Source organism: Paenibacillus terrisolis (genome assembly GCF_056171975.1).
The window spans coordinates 549,675-570,006 of record NZ_JBKFGG010000001.1; the positions used below are offsets into that span (position 1 = coordinate 549,675).

Consider the following 20,332-nt stretch of genomic DNA (forward strand, 5'->3'; position numbering starts at 1 on the left):
GATTCAATAATTGCATACCAACATACAAAAAGCCGGAAAAGAGTACGGGATTGCTCTCTTCCGGCTTCTGCGCTGCCATAACGGTTTTATAAAGTCATAATAACATATGATGAGATAACAGGTCTTGAGTCGCGTTCCATAACTTCTTTTGCATAGCGGCATCTCCCCCGGGGTGTACGGGCTTAATCGGGTTCCCGGTCCCGACGTTGAAGTACCCTCCTGTCACTTGATATTTTGCGTCTACGATTAAGCGAGTCATGATTTCAGCCCCTCTTCGGGGATCTCCAATATGAAAGAGGTTCAAAATTCGTTCGATGACAGAGGCAAACTTAAGTTCACGTCCCAAACCGGTGACATTAAATCCCGGATTCAGGGCATTCACGCTGATCCCTGTACCCGCCCATTGCCGAGCCAATTCCATCGTGAACATGATGTTCAACAACTTGGTTTTCCCATAAATCGAAGACGAACCCCGGGCAGTAAAAGGTTCCGCATCAGTTAAATCCTCAGGCAGCTTTAGTACGCCGTGGTTGCGCGCGGCTTCCGAGGCCACGTTAACCACACGGGCCTTTCCCGCGTTCCGTAAGGATGGCTTCAAGACATGCGTCAACAACCAGGGCGCCAAATAGTTGACAGCGGTCATTTCCGGAAATCCTTCAGAGGTGACGCGTTGCTTAAAGGCGTGAATTCCCGCATTGTTCAAAAGCACATCGATAACAGGGTACGCCGCCGCAATTTCTTGGCCAACTCGAATGACATCGCTCATTAACGACAGATCTCCGAAAAAAAAGTCTACCTCAGCCGAAGCCGTGGTTTCTTGAATGAGCTTCTTCGTTGCATCCGCACGCTCTTTGCTTCTGGCTGTCAGAACCAGGCGGAACCCCCGTTTCGCCAGTTCAATAGCCGCAATCTGTCCCATACCGCTCGTGGCACCGGTTATGACAACAACTGGATTTTTCGGCATGAACATTCTCCTTATGTGATACAATATTTTGAAAAAGAAATCCGAAGAAACGGTGTCAAGTCATTATTTTGATTGACATATGTCCACTATACTGATTTAATGGATATATGTCAATCAAATGGACGGATTATTTTTGTATAACGGAAAGGTGAATAATAATGGAGCATAATCAACACAATAATGAGCCGAGAGAGCAATTGGAGATCGCTTTAGGCGAGCAGCTTAATGCTCTGATCAGCGCTGCGCATGCCCTAAACGTCAAGGCTGCTGTCCGATTCGATTCGTCTTTACAGCCTGCCGCTTTCCATATTATTCGTTGGCTCTACTCTTATGGGCCGACAAGTGCTGCGGCCTTAGCCGATTCAACCGCGATGGATCGGAGCTCCGTAAGCCGCCTTGTTAAGCAATTGGAGTCGCTTGGGTATGTGAAAAGAGAAGCTTCGCCTCATGATGGCCGAGCCATTCTTCTTTCGCTCTCTGAGGAAGGACAGCAACAGGCAGCACATGCCCTCAATGAAAAAGGGTCCGTTTTTTTCGAACGAATCTCAAACTGGGATGATGCGCAGCTTCAGGAATTTATTCAAATCCTCAGAAGATTCAATGGATTTTCGAGCTATTAGGCAAAAATTCGCTCCTCGTAAAGATAAGCAGGCCAAAAAGACGCTCAGGCTGAACGAACCCGGGCGTCTTCTTCTTGTATGTCCATTCTTTTTGCCTTCGCGAGCAGGGTTGCGGCCACCACATGTCCTGACGGATGCTCTATCTCCGTGAATCAAGAATAAACATAGATGCATCCTGCCCCATGAATATGTTGCTTCCGGAGTAGAAAGTTTTCGATTGAACATCTCTGTATCCTATTTTTGTCATCATATCCGTTAATTCTGTCTGATCAAATCCGTTATGAACCATATCCGAAACAACGTTTTCATTTTTATCGAAATCAACGATCAGCAGATGTCCGCCTTCATTTAGAACCTCATATAATCTTGCTAGAACCAGTTCAACATCCGCAATATGGAGAAGAACCTGGGACATAAAAATATAGTCGGCATGTAAATCCGCAAGACTGTCTTTTTCAAAGTCAAAGCATAACGTTGCCGCATTCTGTATATTGGAACCGGAAATTTTTTGATCTATCTGATGGATCATGTTTGGTGACGTATCCAGAAAAAGCATAGAATCAAATTCGTTGATCAAGTTCATTCCGACAAGGCCGGTTCCGCATCCAAAATCAATGGCGTTCTTCCTTTTAGCATCAGCTAAATATTCACGAATGGCATTTGATGATACCTTTGCAATTTGAATTCTTTCAGAGGTGTCATATATATTGGCTATCATTTCAAACTTATCCGTGTTTCCCATCGTTACCCTCCATTTTCCCTTAATCCGCTTGGATGAGATTGAGTATAATTTTAGGCAGAATCTCTCCCCTGACGAATCTGCGGTAATCTATCTCATCCTGCGTTCTTCCGCTTATTAGGGATTTGTTTGCCATCGTATTATCGGAAACGCTGAATAGGGCGACTAGGTTTTTTTTCATCAATTTCGCCGCCCTGAATGCTGAGGCCGTTTCCATATCAACGGTATTGCATCCCGTGCCAATAATGCTGTCAATATGGGCAAATTGAGCAAAGATCGTGTCCGTGCAGAAAGTTTTGCCCATATGCCACTTGACGTGATGTTCTTTGCAAATATTCTCTGTTTCTATCTTAAGCTGCCTGAGCAAGGACGTATCGGGATAAGCTTTCTCGCCAAAAACATCCGTTTCGAGTTGGTCTGAGGCGATGTACCGGCTTGCACCGTCACCGCAAATGGAGTACTCGGGGATAACGATATCGCCTATGCCTATTTGACTGTCCAAAGCGCCGACGGAACTTACAAAGATGATTTTTTTACAGTTGGAAACACCCAAAGACAATAAAGCGTCCATGAGCACGGGTGCGCCAAACCCGGTTTTGATAAAAGTCATTTCGATGTCATCGCTCTTCATGTTCCATACTTTGAAGGAGGAAAATAATCCGGCTGAGCTGAGCAGCTCCGCTTTGCCAAGACCGGGCACTGTTTCCGGCTCCCAACCGGGTGTAATTACGACATTCTCATGAATCATGTTTGCAGCGATTCCCAAGCCATTCACACATACATCCCCATCCGTGGCGCCAAAACGCTTCATGCCCGATATCAAATCGTTATAATCCATTGTAGCCTCCTTCTATTTGTCTAAAGCTAAAATATATTTTGCATTCAGGCTGTAAATATGCTCCTTTACATGATCGGACAGATTCAACTGTTCAATTCTGTCAATCTGTTCCTCAATGCCGGCATAAGGCGTATCCGTACCGAAAACGATATGTTCATACCCGAAAGCGTCGATGGCCTGCTTAATATCGCTGCCCTGAATTCTCTTGGAGCTTGAAGTATCAAAGTAGACATTTTTTAGGTTTACGCCGCTTTCGCTGAAAAGGTCGGTACCGGTCAAATGCCCGATAATGAAAACCGCGTTTGGGTTTTCCTTTATAAAGCGCAGCAGTTTCAGGACTTCTTTTTTGGAGTATAAATGAATGAACACCGGCAGATGATGCGACGAGGCAATATCGACGAGCTTTTTAAAGGCTATACCGTCAATTTTAAAGGAATCCCATGCTTGATGGAGTTTGATTCCTTTGGGTTGATATGTGCGGATACTGTTTTCCAGATTATCCATGTGCCCGGAATTAAGCGGGTTTACCCAGAGAAACGGAATAACCAGCTCGGGGAGCCGGTTATTCAAATCGTAGACAAACTGATTGCCGTCCCCATTCTCCTTGAAGAAATGATTATAGGCCAGCCGGTTCATTCGATTCATCATATATATGCTGTCGGGCTTCTGTTTGAAGGGCATACTCGGAGGTTTCTGAAGATTTTGAATATTCTTGGGGCTTGTGCACAGAACAATTTTCTCCAGATTGTACTTTTCGGCCATATTTTTTATGGAATCTACTGTGCCGTAATCGCCTGCCGCATGAGCATGAATATCAATTAACATAAGAACCCTCCGATTTATATGGAATTCGTCCTTATTTACCATACCATGTTCTGACAGAAAATGTAGGAGTCATCTTTTTGAAATCTTCAGTTAGCTTATTTACGATCCAATAAAGGGAAAAGCTCCTGCTAATTTAAGCAAAATGGGGATTCACGGCAATTTAACTGGAAATACTCCAGCTAATTTCGGCAAACGAGGCAGTCTGCGGTCTAAGTCGATGATTTAGCTGGAGGATTTCCAGTTATTGTTCGACCAGATTCAATAAGGGGGCGATTAACGGGAGAATTTCCATTTAGTGCGGTTCCATCGTCGAAAAGCGGTATGAAGAGTCTATATTTAAGTTGACGAGGTACTGCCATTCCCCCCTTTTCGTTTCGTTATAATAGAGGTTGGAAGAATCCTATATATAACGTCTGCATCAGCTAAGCCTCACCCCCGCATAGCGGGCGGTTTTCTGTTTCCTGCGCTTCGGGTACAACTGGCTTAAGCCATAATAAAACCTCACCATAATGGTGAGGCTTCTCCGCACATTATTTGTCAGTATTCTGTTAATCGGTACAGCTTCATGCCATTTGTTCTCCTCGCAGCTAAAGCTTCGTAGTAAGCTCCCAAATCGCCGGAGCCGACACGCTCTCCACGATCCGCTCTCCATCGAAGCATTCGACGGTGGCAAGGCCGGTAAAGCGGATATATGCGCCGTCCAAGCTGACCATTTTCGCAATCAACTGCAGCGGCTTGGACAAGGTGTCCAGCGCCCGAACAAATTCAATATCCCTCTCCCGCCGATAAGTGACCCGGTAATGCTGGCGGCCATCATTGTAATCGTAGATGAGACGATTGTAGAACGTCTGTCCGGTCGTCTCGTCGATATAAGCGTCCTCTTCCCGGAAGCGCAAATAGTTTGCAGCGTCGTCACCAAGGATGACGCCATTCTTAGCCAGCATAAAGATGGGGAATTTGCGGCTTCCGTATTTTTTCTCCCCGGTAATATAAGAAGAGATGATCTGGTAAGGCCCCACCTTCGCTCGTCCCCAATACCAATGCCGCATAATGCTCATCATCGAGATGTTGCCCCAATTATGATCGTGGTATCCGGTTCCGGTGTAACGGGATGTCAATCCGTCTACCGTTACTTCGGCCTCTACTTTTCCTTCAGGCACGGCAGGCAGCCAAGCGAAATAATGCTGCTCTTGATCGCCAAAATAGAAATAGCCCGTTTCCGGACGCCAGGAAGGGACATTGCCTGCAAGACTTACTTTCGCTTCCAAATTCCCGTGTTTAAACCGAATATGATATTCGTTTAAGTCGCCGACGAAAGAGCAATCGCCCAACCGAACGTCGCAGCAGTCCTTAGAAGAGTTAAACCGGGAAAGGGGAAACTCGAGCTTCTCGGAATAATGTTGTCCCTCCGCCGTATGTAAGTCGAAGGTCACTTGCGGTGAAGGCCCACGTCTTGGCGCCAGTGTCCACTTATTGGAGTAGAACACGATGACCAGCGTGGAGCCGTCATCCATCTGCGAATCGAAATACCACCACTCGTATGTGCCCTTCTCGCCCTTTGTACGGAATCCGTCCTCCCATGGCCGGATTTCTTTCCGCAAGATGCCTAGATGTTCATAATGCTCAGGACTGGCTCCCATTACGGAATGACCCTGCGGCTTCATATGAATGCTCCTCCTTATCAGTTCATGGATTTCATGATTTATAACCGGGTTTTTTCTTATTCTTCTAACCATTTATTGCTACCGATTTCTGTTTGCATCATACCAGCTTCCTCTGTATGATAGTTGTAATAAAGCAAGGAATTTTGCATTATTCCAATCTCATCTTGACTCATTTAACAAAAGCGAACGGAGGCAATCAGATATGGCAAAAAGAACCGCGGAATGGGAAATCAAACAAATGAAAATCGCCGGATACCATCATCTCTCAAGAGAGTTCGAGCGATATTGCGTAGATCTTGTGCTGAAGGGCGACCTGGATTTCCTCGCTCATTTAACGCCGGACATCTTGAATACGTATCCGCTTGCCGATGATTCCCTGCGTTCGCTTAAAAATAATGTCATTTGCGTAATCACCGTGGTATGCAGGGCGGTTGCAGATGCAGGCGTTGAACCCGAGAAATGCTTTGCGCTCAGCGACTACTACATCAATAAGCTGGAAAAAATGAATACTCCGGCATCCGTATGCGAATTGAACGTTGACCTTATCCGCCACTACTCGCTGCTCGTCAAGGAAGAACGGCTCAAGTCTTATTCGCTGCCTGTCGTGCGGACCATCCAATACATCCACAGCCATCTGTTCGAGCCATGCCGCGTCAAAGATATCGCCCAGGCGCTAGGCTTGCATGCTAACTACTTATCGGCTTTATTCAAATCCGAAGCAGCCATATCTCTCACCCAATATGTGAAGAGCGTCAAGTTGGAGGAAGCTAAGAGGCTGCTGCTTAACAGCAACTATTCCATCACCGAAATCGCCGAAATGCTCGGTTATGGCAGCCTGTCCTATTTCTCCAAGGACTTCCATAAGGCCTACCAAAGCAGCCCCAGAAACTATGTCGCAGCTAACGTATGGAATATGAAGGAACCGGATAACAACCTTCTCACGGCCAATCGGTACGGGCAACTGTCCACGGAGAAGATTCGGGACATTATCAAGGAAGAAGCTCAGCCTCTTGCAGCAGCGGTTCCAGCCGCCCCGCCCCTCTAAATCACGATGTTTATTTCCTTGCCAGAATAAGCTCAGCCTCTTCTCTGCTCATCAGGTTCCGATTGACCTTGGACATGATCTGAACTTTCTTGTCACGCAATTTGTATCCGAACAGCAAGATGAAAAAGGAGACGGCAAGTCCAACTGCCGGGAGAATGGAGACGAGCAGCCAAAGCGTGTCTATAACGGCGGGCGGCTGCGTCGCCGACGCTCCATCCACAAAGCCGCTCATGCCCAAAATAAACATGCCGATGGCAGCCGAGAGCGCTCCCAATGTTTTAGCCGCGAACGTTTGCAGCGATACGGCAATCGCGGTGCAGTCTTCTCCCGTTTTATACTTTCCATATTCCGCGCAATCGATGACAAACAAAATCATAAAGGAACTGGTATAAGTCGTCGCTACGATACGGATCGTCGACAGGACCATGTAGACCGCGAAGTTGTCATAACCTGCAAAATACATGACGATGCTGGTCAACACACCCACTGCCGTTGCAATCATATATAGATTGAATTTATCCATTTTCTTGATAATAACGGGTACCATGGCGCAAAACAGGCCGGCGAACAGCATCGGAATGGTCATCGTGACCGCGATCATTTCCGGACCGCCCAAGCAATAAATCGCGAAATATCCGTTAATCGTCAACAGAGTATTGGTCAGGTTCGCAACGATAAACGACAAGCAGAAGACCATCAGATATTTATTTCGCGCTGCCGCCTTCAACAGGGTTTTCAGCGGAGGAACAGGCTCCGTATTCCGATGACGCTCCCGCGCAACCCGGCCTAGCGGCGACATACAGGCGAAAGATATTACCGCGATGGTCAAAACACTCCAGAACCAGCCCGCTTTCGGGTAAACCAGGGGGAACACCGCAGCGATGACGGCGGTTCCGATCAGCGAAAGCAAGCGGCCGCGCGACAAAATCGTATTGCGTTCCGTTACGTTTCCGGTCATGACCGTAACCAGAGAGAAATAAGGAACGTCGCACAGCGTATAGCTCATTCCCCACGCCATATACAGGAGGAATGCGAGCCAGACTTTCAAATCTTGGGACAGCGATGCGGGCACTGCAAACAAGAGGACCGTAAACCCCGCGATCAGGATACCGGATACTCGCAACCAAGGCGTGTATTTTCCGCTTTTAAAACTGCTTTTGTTGACGATCGTGCCAAACAGCGGATCGCAGAGGGCATCCCATATGCGGGTAACTAGTAAAATCGTGCCCACAGCCGCGGCCGGAATGGCAATGTCCGTCAAATACAGCTGCAGAAAGGAACTGATCAGCATATAAATCATAATTTGTCCAAACGAGTAGCTATAATAGGAGAGTCTCTCGGATCTCGTCGTCTCCACAATGAATCCCCCTCTACACGAATTTGTAGATTATCCAGGTTAAAAAGTTAATCGGCCGCAAGCGGAACAGCAGACTGCGCATTTTATCGCCAAGCGGGCTGCTTTCGTAGTTGACATCCGCCAAAGACTTGATCCGCACTCGTCCGGTCAGGCTTTCCGCATCCATCCCTTTCTCCAGAGGGAACGTCACGGCTGCTGACTCGCCGCTTTCCAGATCGAAGTAATTGTCCGAGAGCGGCGCATGGAGGCCATCAATCTCGATGCGCACATAACGGGCGTAGGTGTCCGATGCCACCGACAGCGTCGCTTTTCCGTCCGCGAGAGCAAGCTCCTGACGAATGCGCGGTTTGCGCAGCAGTGCCTGCTTGTCCGGCACCAGCAGCTTATTCTGCTTGGAGAGGATGGCGCCGTTCTCGTCCGTTATAGTCAAAATCAGCGCCAAATCGTTTCTCGCCCGTCGCCCGAGAATGCGTCCAAAATCCAGAGAAAGGACCGGCGTGGCTCCCGTCGGTTCCGCCAAAATTTCAAGCTCGGACGAGGCAAGGATTGTCCCGTCGAAATCGGTTAGCTTCCAATGCAGCCTTCCGCGAAAGGATGCCGCGTAATCGTTGATAACGTATACCTCAGCTGCGTCTTTACGCATATGGGCGGATACGCAAAGCATGTTGTTAAAATGTCTCGCCTTGTACTGCAGTGCCTTGAAGCGCTTTTCGTAGTCCACCCCGGACCATGAGGCGGTCGGCCAGCAATCGTTATATTGCCAATACAGAGCACCGTTGCATTGGCCCGTCTTTCGCCGCCATCCTTCCGTTGCAGCCTGTATCGCCTCCGCTTGAATCAGTTGGGACAAATAAATGAAATCCTCGAAGCTTGCGGGATTCCTGTATTTCGACAAGATGTAGAACAGCATCTTTTCATTTCCGGCCGGAGATTTTTGATGCGCTTTCATTTCCGGGTTTGAAATGGAAATGGGTTGGGCATCCGTGAAACTGCGGATCGTGGACAAAGCGGGCATGGATTCAAGGCCGAATTCGGAGCAGAAGCGCGCAGGCATTTCTCCCAAATATTCAATCGGCTTCATCCCGTGCCATACTTGCCACAGGTGGCTGTCTCCCTTGTGAAGCAACGATGCTTTGGCCTGCGGCCCCCCGGAGCTCGGCGACCCCGGCCAGTACGGCGTCGCTTCATCGTGCTGCGAAATCCAGGCCGGCAGCTGCTCGAAAAAGAACTGCTTATGCACGGCAACCGATTTCCGTTTCATCAACAGGTAAAACGGTTCAACCTCGTTGTTGCCGCACCATAGAGCCAGACTGGCATGGTGACTTAGCCGGCGAACCTGACCTTCTACCTCGAGCCGCACGCTTTCCATGAATGCGGCATTGGACAACGGATATTCATTGCAGGCGAATCCAAAGTCTTGCCACACCAATAATCCATACCGGTCGCACAGCTCGTAGAACGCATCGGATTCGTAGTAGCCTCCGCCCCACACCCGCATCATGTTCATATTGGCCTCTTTGGCGCTGCGAAGATAGAATTCCAAATCCGACGCTGTCGTTCGAGTTACAAAGCTGTCGGAAGGAATCCAGTTCGCCCCTTTGGCGAAAATCGGCACGTCATTGACAATGAAACGAAAATTGTTGCCATACGCATCGGCCGACGTATCCAAACGGATCGTCCGCAAGCCAATCTGACGTCTCCATACATCCAGCGGTTGACTGGTGCCTTCCGTATAAAGGGAAACCTCCACCTCGTACAGCGGCTGCTTGCCCAGCCCGTTGCTCCACCAAAGCTCGGGCTTGTCTACGATCAGTTCGGCTTCCAAAAGCCCCTTGCCCAAAATGCCAACCGCTTCTTGCGCCGTACCGTTTGGCGAGACTAATTTAATTCGACAAGCCGTGGAATTTTGAGATTCGCCTAGCCGCTCCACGCTGCCGGTAATACGCAAAGCCACTTTGCCGTCCGCATGGCGCTGCTTCACCTTCACCCACTCCAGACGGGCCTGTTTCTCGCCCCGGATGCCGATTCTCCCGCTGATGCCGACCGGAGGCAAGCACGGCCCCCAATCCCAGCCGAAATGGTAGTGCGGCTTACGGACATAGGACGGAATTTCTCCAAACGACATGTGGAAAAGCGGCATCTCCCGTCCCATCTTCCGAATGTAGGGAATGGGACTCGCAAACTCGATTTCGATGTAGTTTTGGCCGTCAACCAGGTATGGCTTGATCTCAAAACGGAGCTCACGGTGAGCGTTATCGCCCCGACCGATCTCCCGGTTGTTGAGCCTCACAGTGGCAAACGTGTCGAGTCCGGCGATTTCCAGCACCGCTCGATCGCATTTCAACAACTCGTCGTCGATGGAAAAATGACGGGAGTAAACATACTCCTTCTCAGAGATTTTCCGAGCCTCATTCTCGTTCAAACCCCAGAACGGATCTTCAATGGCCCCATGGTTCAACAAATCAATATAGTTGCTGCCCGGAAGTTGTCCCGGATATTTCCTTTGCGTTCTTCGCTCGGTTAACGTCCAACTTCCCGCAAGATCGGTATAATGCATCTCGCGTCATCCCCCTTACCGTATTTATAAAATGCTATGCTCCACTCACATGCTAGCAATAAGTGAAAGCGGTCTCTTATATAAATCTAAGAATATTTGTATTTTTGTAATATCGAATCATTGGAACGGGAACCGGTGAAGCTTGAAAAGAAAAAAAGGCAGGCCAATGAGGGATAAACCGCTCAATCGCCTGCCTGAACTGAATCCGCTATATTTCCAAATCATTATATCCTGCCTTGACAATATGGGCCGCTGACACGAGAAAAAGATAGCAAAAATTCCGAAGAATGCAAATGGCAGATTCGGCGTTTTCGCGGGGCAGATTACAATCGAATGGGATTCAACAATATACGGGCCGCAAAGAAGGTACTGCTCCCCGGAAATCCGGAGAACCAGTACCTCTTGGGTTACGGAGTTTTTCAATTTATTTCATTGACTGAAGTCATGTTCTGAGGTGTCAGGTCAGGACCGGTGCGACGGGTGCCGAACCATATAATTATGGTGACAAACACAAGCACCGCACAAGGCATCAGCATGATCTTTGAGCCCATTCCAGCCGAACGGTCGATGGCGGTCAAATACTCGACGCGCAGGAGTATAACGAAGATATAGGCGAGCGTATTGTTAACTGCATGGATAACAATCGAGTTCTCCAGACCGCCTGTTCGCCAGGTTATCGTTGCAAACGTGACGCCGAGAACTAAGTAATACAGGTTATACCACGGGTCGGTCGACGAATGCACGAGGGCGAACAACACGCTCGAGACCGCGATGCCGACGATAAGCGACGCTCTCGGACCACGGACCCAACTGGAAGCGATCCGGAATATCAGCCCCCGAAAGGTATACTCCTCACCGGCACTTTGGAGCGGCGCCAGCAGCACGCTTACCGCGAAGATAGCCAGTAAATCAGCGACCCGAAATTCCGTGGTGTTGTACGACGAGAACCAGTTGAAGAAGACCATATAGATCGTCCAAATGGGAAGAATAATCAACACCGCGCGACCGAACACAGCTAGTCGGAAGACTGAGCGTACCGAGTGCAGCGTGGCTCCCTTTACGCCATAAAGCCAGCGCTGTATCAACATGCTCCACGGGATGAGCAAAGCGACCCCAACAAAATTACTAGCCACGTAAACCGGGGTGAAGTCCGTACCGCCAGACATGGGATTATCCCGCCCAAAGACGTGGGTGTCGATTACGCCTCCGATTATAGGGGACAACAAGCTAAAGAAAAACAATCCGCCGATGAGAAGTAAAAGAGCAAGTATGTCGCGTCCTATTCTACGCTTATCGCTGACAAGTACCCGATGGTACGGCACTCCTGCCGGCACAGTCCGCAGCCCTCGCCCAGTCCGATTTTTCATAATCAAATCACCTCATTCTATTTTTCAGTACAGTGCTTTACCAAAGAGTCACTCGGTCCTCTGGAGCTATATACATGGCATCGCCTTCTTTTACATCAAAGGTTGAGTAGAAATCATCGGTATTAGCCACGACTTCATTTACCCTAACTTTATTGGGCGCATGAGCGTCGATGGTTAGAAGTAATTGTTCAATTTCAGGACGAGCCTTCTGTCTCCAAATGGTTGCCCATGATTTATAGAACTGTTCCAGATTTGCATCCGGCAGTTGTTTTGCCGCTTCAAGAGCAACCATGAGTCCGCCAATGTCCGCAATATTTTCCGATACCGTCATTTGTCCGCTGATTTTTTGGCCCAGATACTCAGCCTTGTTGTATTGGTCAACAATTGCCTTTGCCTTTGCTTCAAATTTCTCGAAGTCTTCATTTGTCCACCAATTGACCATATTTCCAATCTCGTCATATTTCGCTCCATTTGTATCAAAGGCGTGAGAGATTTCGTGCGCAATAATAGCACCTATCCCTCCATAGTTCTGGCTTGCGCTTTGATTTTTATCATAAAATGGCGCTTGAAGGGCCGCAGCAGGGATCGTAATTGTGTTTGTCAGCGGTTGATAGGACGCATTCGCCAAATTCGGAGCCATTCTCCACTCGTCCCGATCAACGGGCTGATCAAATTGGGCAAAATTGTTTTTAGTTATAATGGTTTGGATGGATCGATTGTTCTCAAACAATGTCTTATTTGCATCTACTTTCAACAACGAATACATGTCATTCGGCTTGTCGGGATAGCCAATGTGTATTTTCAAGTTATCCAGCTTTTTAACCGCTTCCGTCTTGGTCTTCTCGGACATCCAGTCATTGTTCAGCAGCTTGTTTCTGTAAATTCCAATCATACGCTGAACCATGTCCGTAACATCTTGCCTTGCTTCCGGCCCAAGGTACGTCTTCCCGTAATAGCTTCCGGCAACATACTTGAATGCTGAATTAACGGTATTGTAAACCGTTTCTTCAGTGGATGCCGCTTTTTCCTGACCGGACAATGCCCGGCTCAATTGAGTGGATGTTTCTACAAAATCATCGGATAGCAAAGAGGAGGATTTCAAAACAAAGGTCGCATAAGTCCAGCTTTTGATCTTTTCCCAATTTCCCTCGTTAATAATCTTATCCAGATTCTCAAAATACGCTTGGGACATGACGGAAATATGCTCCGGGGCTTTGCCGACGACATCTATCAAGAATTTTTCCAGATCAATATTTTTGCTGTAAGCTTTTAACTCATCCATGGTTTTGGGATTATAAAACGATTCAAAATTGCTTGCTTCCGCTGAGCTTAATGTATATTGCACGTACTCTTGTTCAAAATCTACGGCTTCACCGGCAATTCGATCCGCGTCTTTTTCGGTTTCCCCAACCATCACCAGCAGGTCCGCCAGCATTTTCTTGTATACTCCCAAATACACTTCGCTTTGGGGATTTTCCGAAGAATAGTAGCTCTTATCCGGCATCGCAGGTATAGGAGCCTCGATGTATAGTTCGTTTATAGTGGCATTCTTCATATCGGACAAAAGATTCAAACTAAACGGCAGAGCAAGCCCTTTAAAATAGAGGTCTTTTTGTTCCTTTGCAAAATCGTCCAAACTGTTGATCGATTTGATTTTATCGATATCCGCCTTAATGGCTTCATATCCCTGTTTGTTAAGTTGTTCTCGGTCGGCGGCAAGTTTATAAAATTTAACCATGTTGCCGATCTCGTCATCCGTTTTATCTCGTCCTTTGGCTGCCATTTTTGCCATATCCGTGGACAGTCGCTTTTTCACATTAGTATCGAGATCCACCAAGCCGCCCATGATTACTTTATCTGCCGGCAATTCCGTGGTTGTCAGCCAATTTGCATTTACGGCTCCGTATAAGTCGTCTTGTGGTCTGATTGATGCCGCTTCATTGGCCGGCTGCTTGGAGGTGAGACTAACCTGGAGCCGCGATTTATTCCAGGCTACTTGATAGCCTGCCGTTTCAGCGACGAAGCGGAGCGGCACATACGCTGCGTTACGGATTTGCTTAGGCGCCGCATCCAGCTTAACGGCTTTGCCGTTCACAGTTGCATAATTACTGCCCATTACCAGGGATAAGGCAAGGCCATTTCGGGTGCCGCTGAGGGTACGGGAGGATTCATCCCATTTCAAGTTGAAGCCCAGTTTCTCCAAAACAGGCTGCACCGGGACGAGTGTTACTCCTTTTTCTACGATCGGTGCAGAACTGCTGAACTGGATCTGATCTCCGTTTAGCGATACGGATAAAGCTGCTTCAGCTGCATGAACGGATGAGAATCCGGATGCCAGCAAAGATAGGGAAAGAATTAAAGCGCCCGTTTTTTTCATTTGCGTAAAGCCCCTTTTCGTTGAAATTTTCGTTGAAATGATGAAGTTGATCCGGATACCAGTGGTGTTTGGCTGAAGCTTAGATAATGACTGCTGTTCCGCTGACAGCGACCATCAGCATGCCTTGACGAACAACCTCGTAATTGATAGCGACGCCGATCACGGCATTGGCTCCCATTTGCGATACTTGCTGCGTCATTTCCTTATAAGCTTCGTCCCTCGCCTCCCTTAACTTGGTTTCATAGGCTTTCGAACGCCCGCCTACCAAATCGGTAAATGAAGCGAGAAGGTCTCGCCCAACATTGGCAGCCATGATGACTTCGCCGGTGACCACGCCGATATACTGCCTGACCGGGGAACCTTCAATGATTGCGGTTGTTGTAATAATCAAGTGTCTTCCTCCCAGGAATAAAAAGATTTGTGCTTCACATTTCCTATCCTACCTGCGTCACTGAAACAGAACCTAAACGAATCGATGAACAACAGCTTAATTTTGCTCCCGGCGTTTAGGTTCCGTTAATGTGAGCATGTTACTATGAATAAGGGTGATAACCATGAAAAGTCTATCCGATATAAAAATCGCCATCGTCGATGACGAGTCCTCGATTGTTACGATGCTCCAAATGGTGCTCCGCAGGGAAGGCTTCCGTCACTTGTACGCGGCATCCACTTGTGCGGAAGCGCTCGACGTAGCGGCACGCGTTGCCCCTGATATCATTCTGCTCGACATTATGCTCCCCGACGGCAGCGGACTGGAGCTCTGCTCCAAGCTCCGCGAATACGGGAATCCGCATATATTCTTCCTGACGGCCAAGGCTACCGATCTGGATGTCCTTCGAGGCTTCGCCATGGGCGGAGACGATTATATCACGAAGCCCTTCAATCCCCTGGAGGTGGCCGCAAGAATTCAGGCTCGTATACGCCGATTGGAGCCGGAAATACCTGCAACTGGCTCTGTGAAGCAGCCTGATTCGGAGATTTACCGGTTCGGCCGTTTTACCGTGAACGAGTCGGAGGGTGAGCTGGCTGTAGAAGGACAACCTGTTCCGTGTCCCGCCCAGGTCTTCCAACTGCTGCTGCACTTTTGCAGGCATCCCGGAATCGTATTTTCCAAAGAACAGCTCTACGACAAGGTTTGGGGGATTAACGGGCAGGGCGATGACTCGACCGTGATGGTGCATATCCGGCGCATACGAGAGCGGATCGAGATCGATCCCGGCAATCCGAAGCTGCTCGTTACCGTACGGGGGCTCGGTTACAAGCTGGTGAAGGAGCCGCAGAAGCCATGAAAATACAACAGCGCATGGCCTTTCACTTCACGTATCAATTGATTTTCTATTCCCTGCTGATTCTGGCCATTACTCTGGTTGCCTGCATCATGTACTTCCAGAACATGAAGAATAATGAGTTGCGCCGGAACTTCCCTGTTGGCGCTCTGCAACTGATTGCTCAAGAAGCCAATTCCAAGGACGGGACGATTCAGATCTCCCCTAAATGGGTCAAGCTCATCGAGGAGAAAGGAATGTGGCTGCAGGTTGTCAATGCCGAAGGAACCGTGACCTACGCCATTAATACAAATTCGCATCCTGCGCTGCCGGTCTCTTACTCCACCGCCGAGCTGCTCGATATTCAAGAGACACGGACGTTTGGAACATTTACCGTGAACACTGAGCTGAGTTTTACTTTTAACGAACCGCATCTGTACATGTTAGGCTACCATAGTCCTGATCTTGACCGGCTTGTGGCCTTGTTTGACTCTTACGGGCAGCAGGGATTGGTACAGAGTAACGCCGTTCCCCTTCTGGAACAGAGACTGCAAGACACCGGCGGCTATCTGCAGGTGGTCAACTCCGCCGGACAGACCGTACAAGGCATCGGCAATGAAGCATACGTGCAGAAGGCGTATCGTCCACTGGATATCCTGTCCATTCAGCAATCGCCCGGCAACTATGACACGAATATAGTCGCCCATCGGGACAAGCTGAGCGGGATGACCTGGATTCTCTATACGCCCAATGCAGCGGGAGGTCCACTGAAGCATCCCGCGCTGGATACGGCAACGCGTAATCTCGTATGGTTTGCAGGACTAATCCTGCTCTTGGCGGTTCCGGTCTCTATCTGGCACGGTTATCGCTATGGTCAGCCTCTCATTTTGTTCGCCGGCTGGTTCGAACGCATGCGCAAAGGGCAATATGACGAAGTGCTGACCGCCAAGGACAAACGCAAGGTGTTCCGCCGCAACGGCTCGATGCGGACCAGCTATAAACTTTACAAGGAAGTGATTGAATCCTTCTATAAGATGACCCATCAATTGGCAGAAACCGAGAAGGAACGCGAGAGGCTGGAGAAGGCGCAAGCGGAGTGGATGTCGGGGATCTCCCACGATCTGCGCACACCCCTGGCCACGATTCAAGGCTACGGGTATATACTGGAGAGCATGCCTGAGGAGTGGAGCCGGGAAGAGATGCGGATCATGGGTTCGACAATTCGGGAAAAGGGGGATTATATGCTTGAACTGATCTCCGATTTTTCCATGATTCATCAGCTCAAGCAGGGCCATTCGATCATGGAGCTTCGGGAGATAGACCTGGCCCATCTCGTGCGCCACTCCGTGCTGAAGTACGTCAACGATGCCACCATGTCCGAGTATCAGTTTCACTACATCGGGGAAGAACGTCCTCTCCTGGTACAAGCCGACGAAACTTGGCTGCAGCGGTTAATGGACAACCTGCTGTCCAACGCCGTGAAGCATAACCCGCCGGGTGTGGCCGTCACTGTCTCTGTCGGCAGGATGAACGACAAGGCCTGCATACGAATCATTGATAACGGAAAAGGCATGGACGAGGAAACGCTGCGTCATTTGTTCAATCGCTATTACCGGGGAACAAATACGGAAGAATCGACGTTTGGCTCCGGGCTCGGAATGAGCATTGCCAAAGCTATCGTGGAGGCGCACGGCGGTGAAATTCAGGTCCAATCCAAAGTAGGGCTGGGCACAAAAATTGAAATTTTGTTGCCCTGCTGAGCGTTTGGCTGGGGAGGTTTCTTCCCTATCCGAACGCTCAGCGGGCAAAATAAAAGGGGTTACCGGCAGGATTCTAAGTATCGGTCGAATAAAAAACTTTAGCGAACGCTTGAACCTGGTGAGGCCTTGGCGAAAAAACTATAGTTTTAATGCTTCCAGCCTTTTTGCTCGTTCAAACGCTTTATGTAAAAACTCTTTAGCCGATAAATCTTCATAATCCCAATTCATGGCCTCTAGTGCAGTCGCTCCTGAATAACCCGTTCCCGCAATTTTTTTCATGGTGGTTGACCAATCAATCGGGCCGTCAAAGGGTAGCTGGTGCTGGGCATGGCTTCCGCCAATATCATGTAAATGAAGAGCCATCAGCCGGGAACCGTACATGGATAATAAATCACCGGCCGAATGGTTGCTGTAGTGATGTCCGCAGTCATAACAGAATCCGATACGCAAAGAATCTGCTTGCTCCAGCACATACGCCAAATTGGTAAGATTCCGTAAATTCTCCATCGCAACATTGACGCCAAACTGTTCAGCTTTTTCAGTGATCCTCTTGATTCTATCCAATCCCAATGCGTTGTATGGATGGTTATCATCCGGCAGGTGCACCACCATGGCCGGAATCCCAAATTCAGCGCAATCTGCAACACACTGCAAATAGCAATCGGTTAAGGCTTCACCGTCCAGATTGTCAAGCCAGAGGTTGTTTTGATCTTGGACGGGTGTGTGGATATTTTCTATAAAAAGACCTGCTTCCCGCGCCATTTGCGGTCCGTTACGATAATCGCCCCGACCATAGCTGTCACGGCCAAAGCCATCACTCCACCACAGTAAAACGCCATCAAATCCGGCATCCTTTATTAACTGATAGCGTTCCTTTATCGGCAATTCATAGCCAAACCAATCATAAATGGTAACCATACGCCACTTCCTTTCTAACTTTTTCCGTCAAGACGCCAGGATCATTCCCCCAGCGTCCCTACTTCGATAGAAGCGACTAGCTAGTCCCTCGCGCTTTCGATACGTCTTAGTTTCTCAGTGTCCCGAGCTGGAGATGAACCAAAGAAGCGGGAGTACTCTCGATTAAACTGTGAGGGACTCTGATAGCCAACTTGATATGCGGCGCTGGCTACTGCATAGCCCTCAAATGCAATGAGGTTTCTAGCCTCCAAAAGCCTTAATTGCTTTTGAAATTGAATCGGACTTAATCCCGTTGCCCGTTTAAACTGACGGTGAAAGGTATTTACAGCCATAGCCGATTTTGATGCCATCTCACCGATGTCTATTGGCCTCGTATAATTATCGCGAAGCCATTTTACAGTCTGAGAAATCTTAGAGAAATTACTTTCTCGCAGGCCAAGCTGCCTCAGATACCATCCCTGTGGTCCCATCAGAACGCGATAAAGGATTTCGCGTTCATAAGCTGGTGCGAGAGCCGGAATATCTCTTGATGTTTTCGTTAATCGCAATAAGCGCAGCCATGCCTCCATAAATTCAATATCCATTTCACAAGCCGCGAAATGTTCAGGAGTAGTTGGTATTAGATCTTCAGGAAGATCTCTTAATAAACTCTGAAGAACGTTTTGATTCAACTCAAGACCAAGGGACATGTAAGGACGGCCATCACGGTCCGGATGTACACTCGCCGTTGCGGGAACATGTACCGGTAACACGTAATATGAAGGCCCTTCCAGGGTAGTGCTGCGCCCCCCGATTGAAAGAATCTTTGTACCTTGAACCGTAAAACCAATCCGAGGCTCGTAGAGCGCTGCGAGTTGATGTGTGGGAATGTCTCCCTTAATCATACTTAACCCCGGTACACCGGTTTCAATGGGTCGAGTGCCTGCACTTTTCATTAAATCAATAATCTCATCCAATGCTTTATTCATGCGCATATTCTACCACACGACTTTCTATTCCTCAACACAACCCTGAAACAACTTGGCATTTTTAGGCTCTTTATAAAATGAAATCAGGGGAGAATTAGAGTGGTCAGAAATGAGTGTCGGTGGTTTTAGGCAATCAAAAGGCATTATTAAATCTAGATTGTTTCAGCAGGAACGACTAACATAGAATCCAGATCGAACACAAAAAAGGAGGATCTTATGAAAATTGCAATCGTAACAGGCGGAAGTAATGGCATTGGAAAAGCGACCGCGCTTGAGCTTGGCCAGCGCGGAATTAGTGTCATTCTCACCTACAACTCCTATGAGGATCGCGCTGAAGCCGTCGTTAAGGAAATTGAGAAGAATAATGGAGTTCGGGCTGTAGCCCTGAAGTTGGATCTGACTCAAATACCAACATTCGAAGGTTTCGTTCAAGAAGTGAAAAAGAGCCTCAAAGAAATTTGGAACAGAACGTCTTTTGATTACTTAGTCAATAATGGCGGTGTTGGTGGGCCAATGATGTTCAATGAGATGAGCGAAGAGTACTTCGACAAGATCCTTAATACGAACTTCAAAGGACCCGTTTTTTTAACACAACACCTCGTCCGGTTCATGGATGATGCCGGAGCCATCGTAAACACCACGAGTTCATCCAAGAACCAATCTTTTCCGGGATACTCCGCCTACGGCTCATTAAAAGCAGCATTTTCAACTTGGACTCGCTACATTGCCAAAGAACTTGCACCTCGCAAAATTCGGGTCAATGCAGTTTCTCCCGGTCCTACGCTCAGCAACTTTGGCGATGGAGCATTCGATAAACATCCTGAATTCATCCAGCCGCTGGCAGATCAATCTGTATTTGGCAGAATCGGCCAACCCGAAGATCTTGCGAAGGTCATTGTGAACCTATTGTCCGATGATTTCGGCTGGGTTACAGCCCAGGACATTGAAGTATCTGGCGGACATTTGCTTTAAGAACATCGGAACGACATGAGAATCGGAATCTTGAAGAAACGACGGAAGTCCCTTCAAAACAGAAAGTAGAATTGATTGCTGAAAATAGATACAAGG

At 48.3% G+C, this 20,332-nt stretch carries 17 protein-coding genes; 5 read left to right on the top strand and 12 right to left on the bottom strand.

Translation table 11 applies throughout. The annotated features are described in order from the left end of the window. Positions 1 to 94: 94 nt before the first annotated feature. Positions 95 to 964, bottom strand: coding sequence for an SDR family NAD(P)-dependent oxidoreductase (locus ACI48K_RS02375; protein ID WP_475025968.1), 870 nt, complete (start codon positions 962 to 964; stop codon positions 95 to 97). Between the two features lie 158 nt (positions 965 to 1,122). Here ACI48K_RS02375 and ACI48K_RS02380 point away from each other — a divergent pair, with 158 nt between their 5' ends. Then, complete coding sequence (locus ACI48K_RS02380) at positions 1,123 to 1,584, top strand: MarR family winged helix-turn-helix transcriptional regulator (RefSeq protein ID WP_475025969.1); 462 nt, start codon at positions 1,123 to 1,125, stop codon at positions 1,582 to 1,584. Positions 1,585 to 1,723: 139 nt separating this feature from the next. Here ACI48K_RS02380 and ACI48K_RS02385 read toward each other — a convergent pair whose 3' ends face one another. From ACI48K_RS02385 to ACI48K_RS02400, 4 genes are all read right to left on the bottom strand, one after another. After that, a complete protein-coding gene (locus ACI48K_RS02385) occupies positions 1,724 to 2,326 on the bottom strand; it encodes a class I SAM-dependent methyltransferase (RefSeq protein WP_475025970.1) in 603 nt (200 codons plus the stop codon). Positions 2,327 to 2,345: 19 nt separating this feature from the next. Beyond that, entirely contained in the window at positions 2,346 to 3,134 is a 789-nt protein-coding gene (locus ACI48K_RS02390; protein WP_475025971.1) for a phosphorylase family protein, read from the bottom strand. A 39-nt stretch (positions 3,135 to 3,173) separates the two neighbouring features. Then, positions 3,174 to 3,986: an amidohydrolase family protein gene (locus tag ACI48K_RS02395; RefSeq protein WP_475025972.1), complete on the bottom strand. Its 813-nt coding sequence runs from the start codon at positions 3,984 to 3,986 to the stop codon at positions 3,174 to 3,176. 587 nt (positions 3,987 to 4,573) lie between these two features. Further along, positions 4,574 to 5,650, bottom strand: a complete 1,077-nt coding sequence (locus ACI48K_RS02400; protein ID WP_475025973.1) for a hypothetical protein — start codon at positions 5,648 to 5,650, stop codon at positions 4,574 to 4,576. 202 nt (positions 5,651 to 5,852) lie between these two features. Here ACI48K_RS02400 and ACI48K_RS02405 point away from each other — a divergent pair, with 202 nt between their 5' ends. Next, the gene (locus tag ACI48K_RS02405; protein WP_475025974.1) at positions 5,853 to 6,695 is read left to right on the top strand and encodes a helix-turn-helix transcriptional regulator; all 843 of its coding nucleotides are present in this window, start codon (positions 5,853 to 5,855) and stop codon (positions 6,693 to 6,695) included. Positions 6,696 to 6,705: 10 nt separating this feature from the next. On the opposite strand, the gene ACI48K_RS02410 is transcribed toward ACI48K_RS02405, so the two are convergent. The 5 genes from ACI48K_RS02410 to ACI48K_RS02430 form a co-directional block, all read right to left on the bottom strand. Continuing rightward, a complete protein-coding gene (locus ACI48K_RS02410) occupies positions 6,706 to 8,052 on the bottom strand; it encodes an MFS transporter (protein ID WP_475025975.1) in 1,347 nt (448 codons plus the stop codon). Positions 8,053 to 8,065: 13 nt separating this feature from the next. Then, the gene (locus ACI48K_RS02415) at positions 8,066 to 10,609 is read right to left on the bottom strand and encodes a beta-mannosidase (RefSeq protein WP_475025976.1); all 2,544 of its coding nucleotides are present in this window, start codon (positions 10,607 to 10,609) and stop codon (positions 8,066 to 8,068) included. Between the two features lie 419 nt (positions 10,610 to 11,028). Continuing rightward, a complete protein-coding gene (locus ACI48K_RS02420; protein ID WP_475025977.1) occupies positions 11,029 to 11,775 on the bottom strand; it encodes a lysostaphin resistance A-like protein in 747 nt (248 codons plus the stop codon). A gap of 238 nt (positions 11,776 to 12,013) precedes the next feature. Beyond that, positions 12,014 to 14,353, bottom strand: a complete 2,340-nt coding sequence (locus ACI48K_RS02425; protein WP_475025978.1) for a M13-type metalloendopeptidase — start codon at positions 14,351 to 14,353, stop codon at positions 12,014 to 12,016. Positions 14,354 to 14,432: 79 nt separating this feature from the next. Next, a complete protein-coding gene (locus ACI48K_RS02430) occupies positions 14,433 to 14,744 on the bottom strand; it encodes a YbjQ family protein (RefSeq protein ID WP_475025979.1) in 312 nt (103 codons plus the stop codon). Between the two features lie 163 nt (positions 14,745 to 14,907). Here ACI48K_RS02430 and ACI48K_RS02435 point away from each other — a divergent pair, with 163 nt between their 5' ends. Next, positions 14,908 to 15,642, top strand: coding sequence for a response regulator transcription factor (locus ACI48K_RS02435; RefSeq protein WP_475025980.1), 735 nt, complete (start codon positions 14,908 to 14,910; stop codon positions 15,640 to 15,642). Further along, positions 15,639 to 17,378 (top strand): HAMP domain-containing sensor histidine kinase, encoded by a 1,740-nt coding sequence (locus tag ACI48K_RS02440; protein ID WP_475025981.1) that lies wholly within the window; start codon positions 15,639 to 15,641, stop codon positions 17,376 to 17,378. The genes ACI48K_RS02435 and ACI48K_RS02440 overlap by 4 nt, the downstream gene beginning before the upstream one ends. Positions 17,379 to 17,516: 138 nt before the next feature. Here the strand turns inward: ACI48K_RS02440 and ACI48K_RS02445 are convergent, their stop codons facing one another. Continuing rightward, entirely contained in the window at positions 17,517 to 18,296 is a 780-nt protein-coding gene (locus tag ACI48K_RS02445) for a sugar phosphate isomerase/epimerase family protein (RefSeq protein ID WP_475025982.1), read from the bottom strand. Positions 18,297 to 18,376: 80 nt separating this feature from the next. Next, positions 18,377 to 19,264, bottom strand: a complete 888-nt coding sequence (locus ACI48K_RS02450) for an AraC family transcriptional regulator (protein ID WP_475025983.1) — start codon at positions 19,262 to 19,264, stop codon at positions 18,377 to 18,379. A 216-nt stretch (positions 19,265 to 19,480) separates the two neighbouring features. Between ACI48K_RS02450 and ACI48K_RS02455 the strand changes: the two genes are divergently transcribed. Next, positions 19,481 to 20,236, top strand: a complete 756-nt coding sequence (locus ACI48K_RS02455; protein WP_475025984.1) for an SDR family NAD(P)-dependent oxidoreductase — start codon at positions 19,481 to 19,483, stop codon at positions 20,234 to 20,236. Positions 20,237 to 20,332: the final 96 nt, after the last annotated feature.

Coding starts and splice junctions, on each gene's coding strand:
- ACI48K_RS02375 (WP_475025968.1), bottom strand. CDS start 964: ATGCCGAAAAATCCAGTTGTTGTCATAACCGGTGCCACGAGCGGTATG.
- ACI48K_RS02380 (WP_475025969.1), top strand. CDS start 1,123: ATGGAGCATAATCAACACAATAATGAGCCGAGAGAGCAATTGGAGATC.
- ACI48K_RS02385 (WP_475025970.1), bottom strand. CDS start 2,326: ATGGGAAACACGGATAAGTTTGAAATGATAGCCAATATATATGACACC.
- ACI48K_RS02390 (WP_475025971.1), bottom strand. CDS start 3,134: ATGAAGCGTTTTGGCGCCACGGATGGGGATGTATGTGTGAATGGCTTG.
- ACI48K_RS02395 (WP_475025972.1), bottom strand. CDS start 3,986: ATGTTAATTGATATTCATGCTCATGCGGCAGGCGATTACGGCACAGTA.
- ACI48K_RS02400 (WP_475025973.1), bottom strand. CDS start 5,650: ATGAAGCCGCAGGGTCATTCCGTAATGGGAGCCAGTCCTGAGCATTAT.
- ACI48K_RS02405 (WP_475025974.1), top strand. CDS start 5,853: ATGGCAAAAAGAACCGCGGAATGGGAAATCAAACAAATGAAAATCGCC.
- ACI48K_RS02415 (WP_475025976.1), bottom strand. CDS start 10,609: ATGCATTATACCGATCTTGCGGGAAGTTGGACGTTAACCGAGCGAAGA.
- ACI48K_RS02420 (WP_475025977.1), bottom strand. CDS start 11,775: ATGTCTGGCGGTACGGACTTCACCCCGGTTTACGTGGCTAGTAATTTT.
- ACI48K_RS02425 (WP_475025978.1), bottom strand. CDS start 14,353: ATGAAAAAAACGGGCGCTTTAATTCTTTCCCTATCTTTGCTGGCATCC.
- ACI48K_RS02435 (WP_475025980.1), top strand. CDS start 14,908: ATGAAAAGTCTATCCGATATAAAAATCGCCATCGTCGATGACGAGTCC.
- ACI48K_RS02440 (WP_475025981.1), top strand. CDS start 15,639: ATGAAAATACAACAGCGCATGGCCTTTCACTTCACGTATCAATTGATT.
- ACI48K_RS02445 (WP_475025982.1), bottom strand. CDS start 18,296: ATGGTTACCATTTATGATTGGTTTGGCTATGAATTGCCGATAAAGGAA.
- ACI48K_RS02450 (WP_475025983.1), bottom strand. CDS start 19,264: ATGAATAAAGCATTGGATGAGATTATTGATTTAATGAAAAGTGCAGGC.
- ACI48K_RS02455 (WP_475025984.1), top strand. CDS start 19,481: ATGAAAATTGCAATCGTAACAGGCGGAAGTAATGGCATTGGAAAAGCG.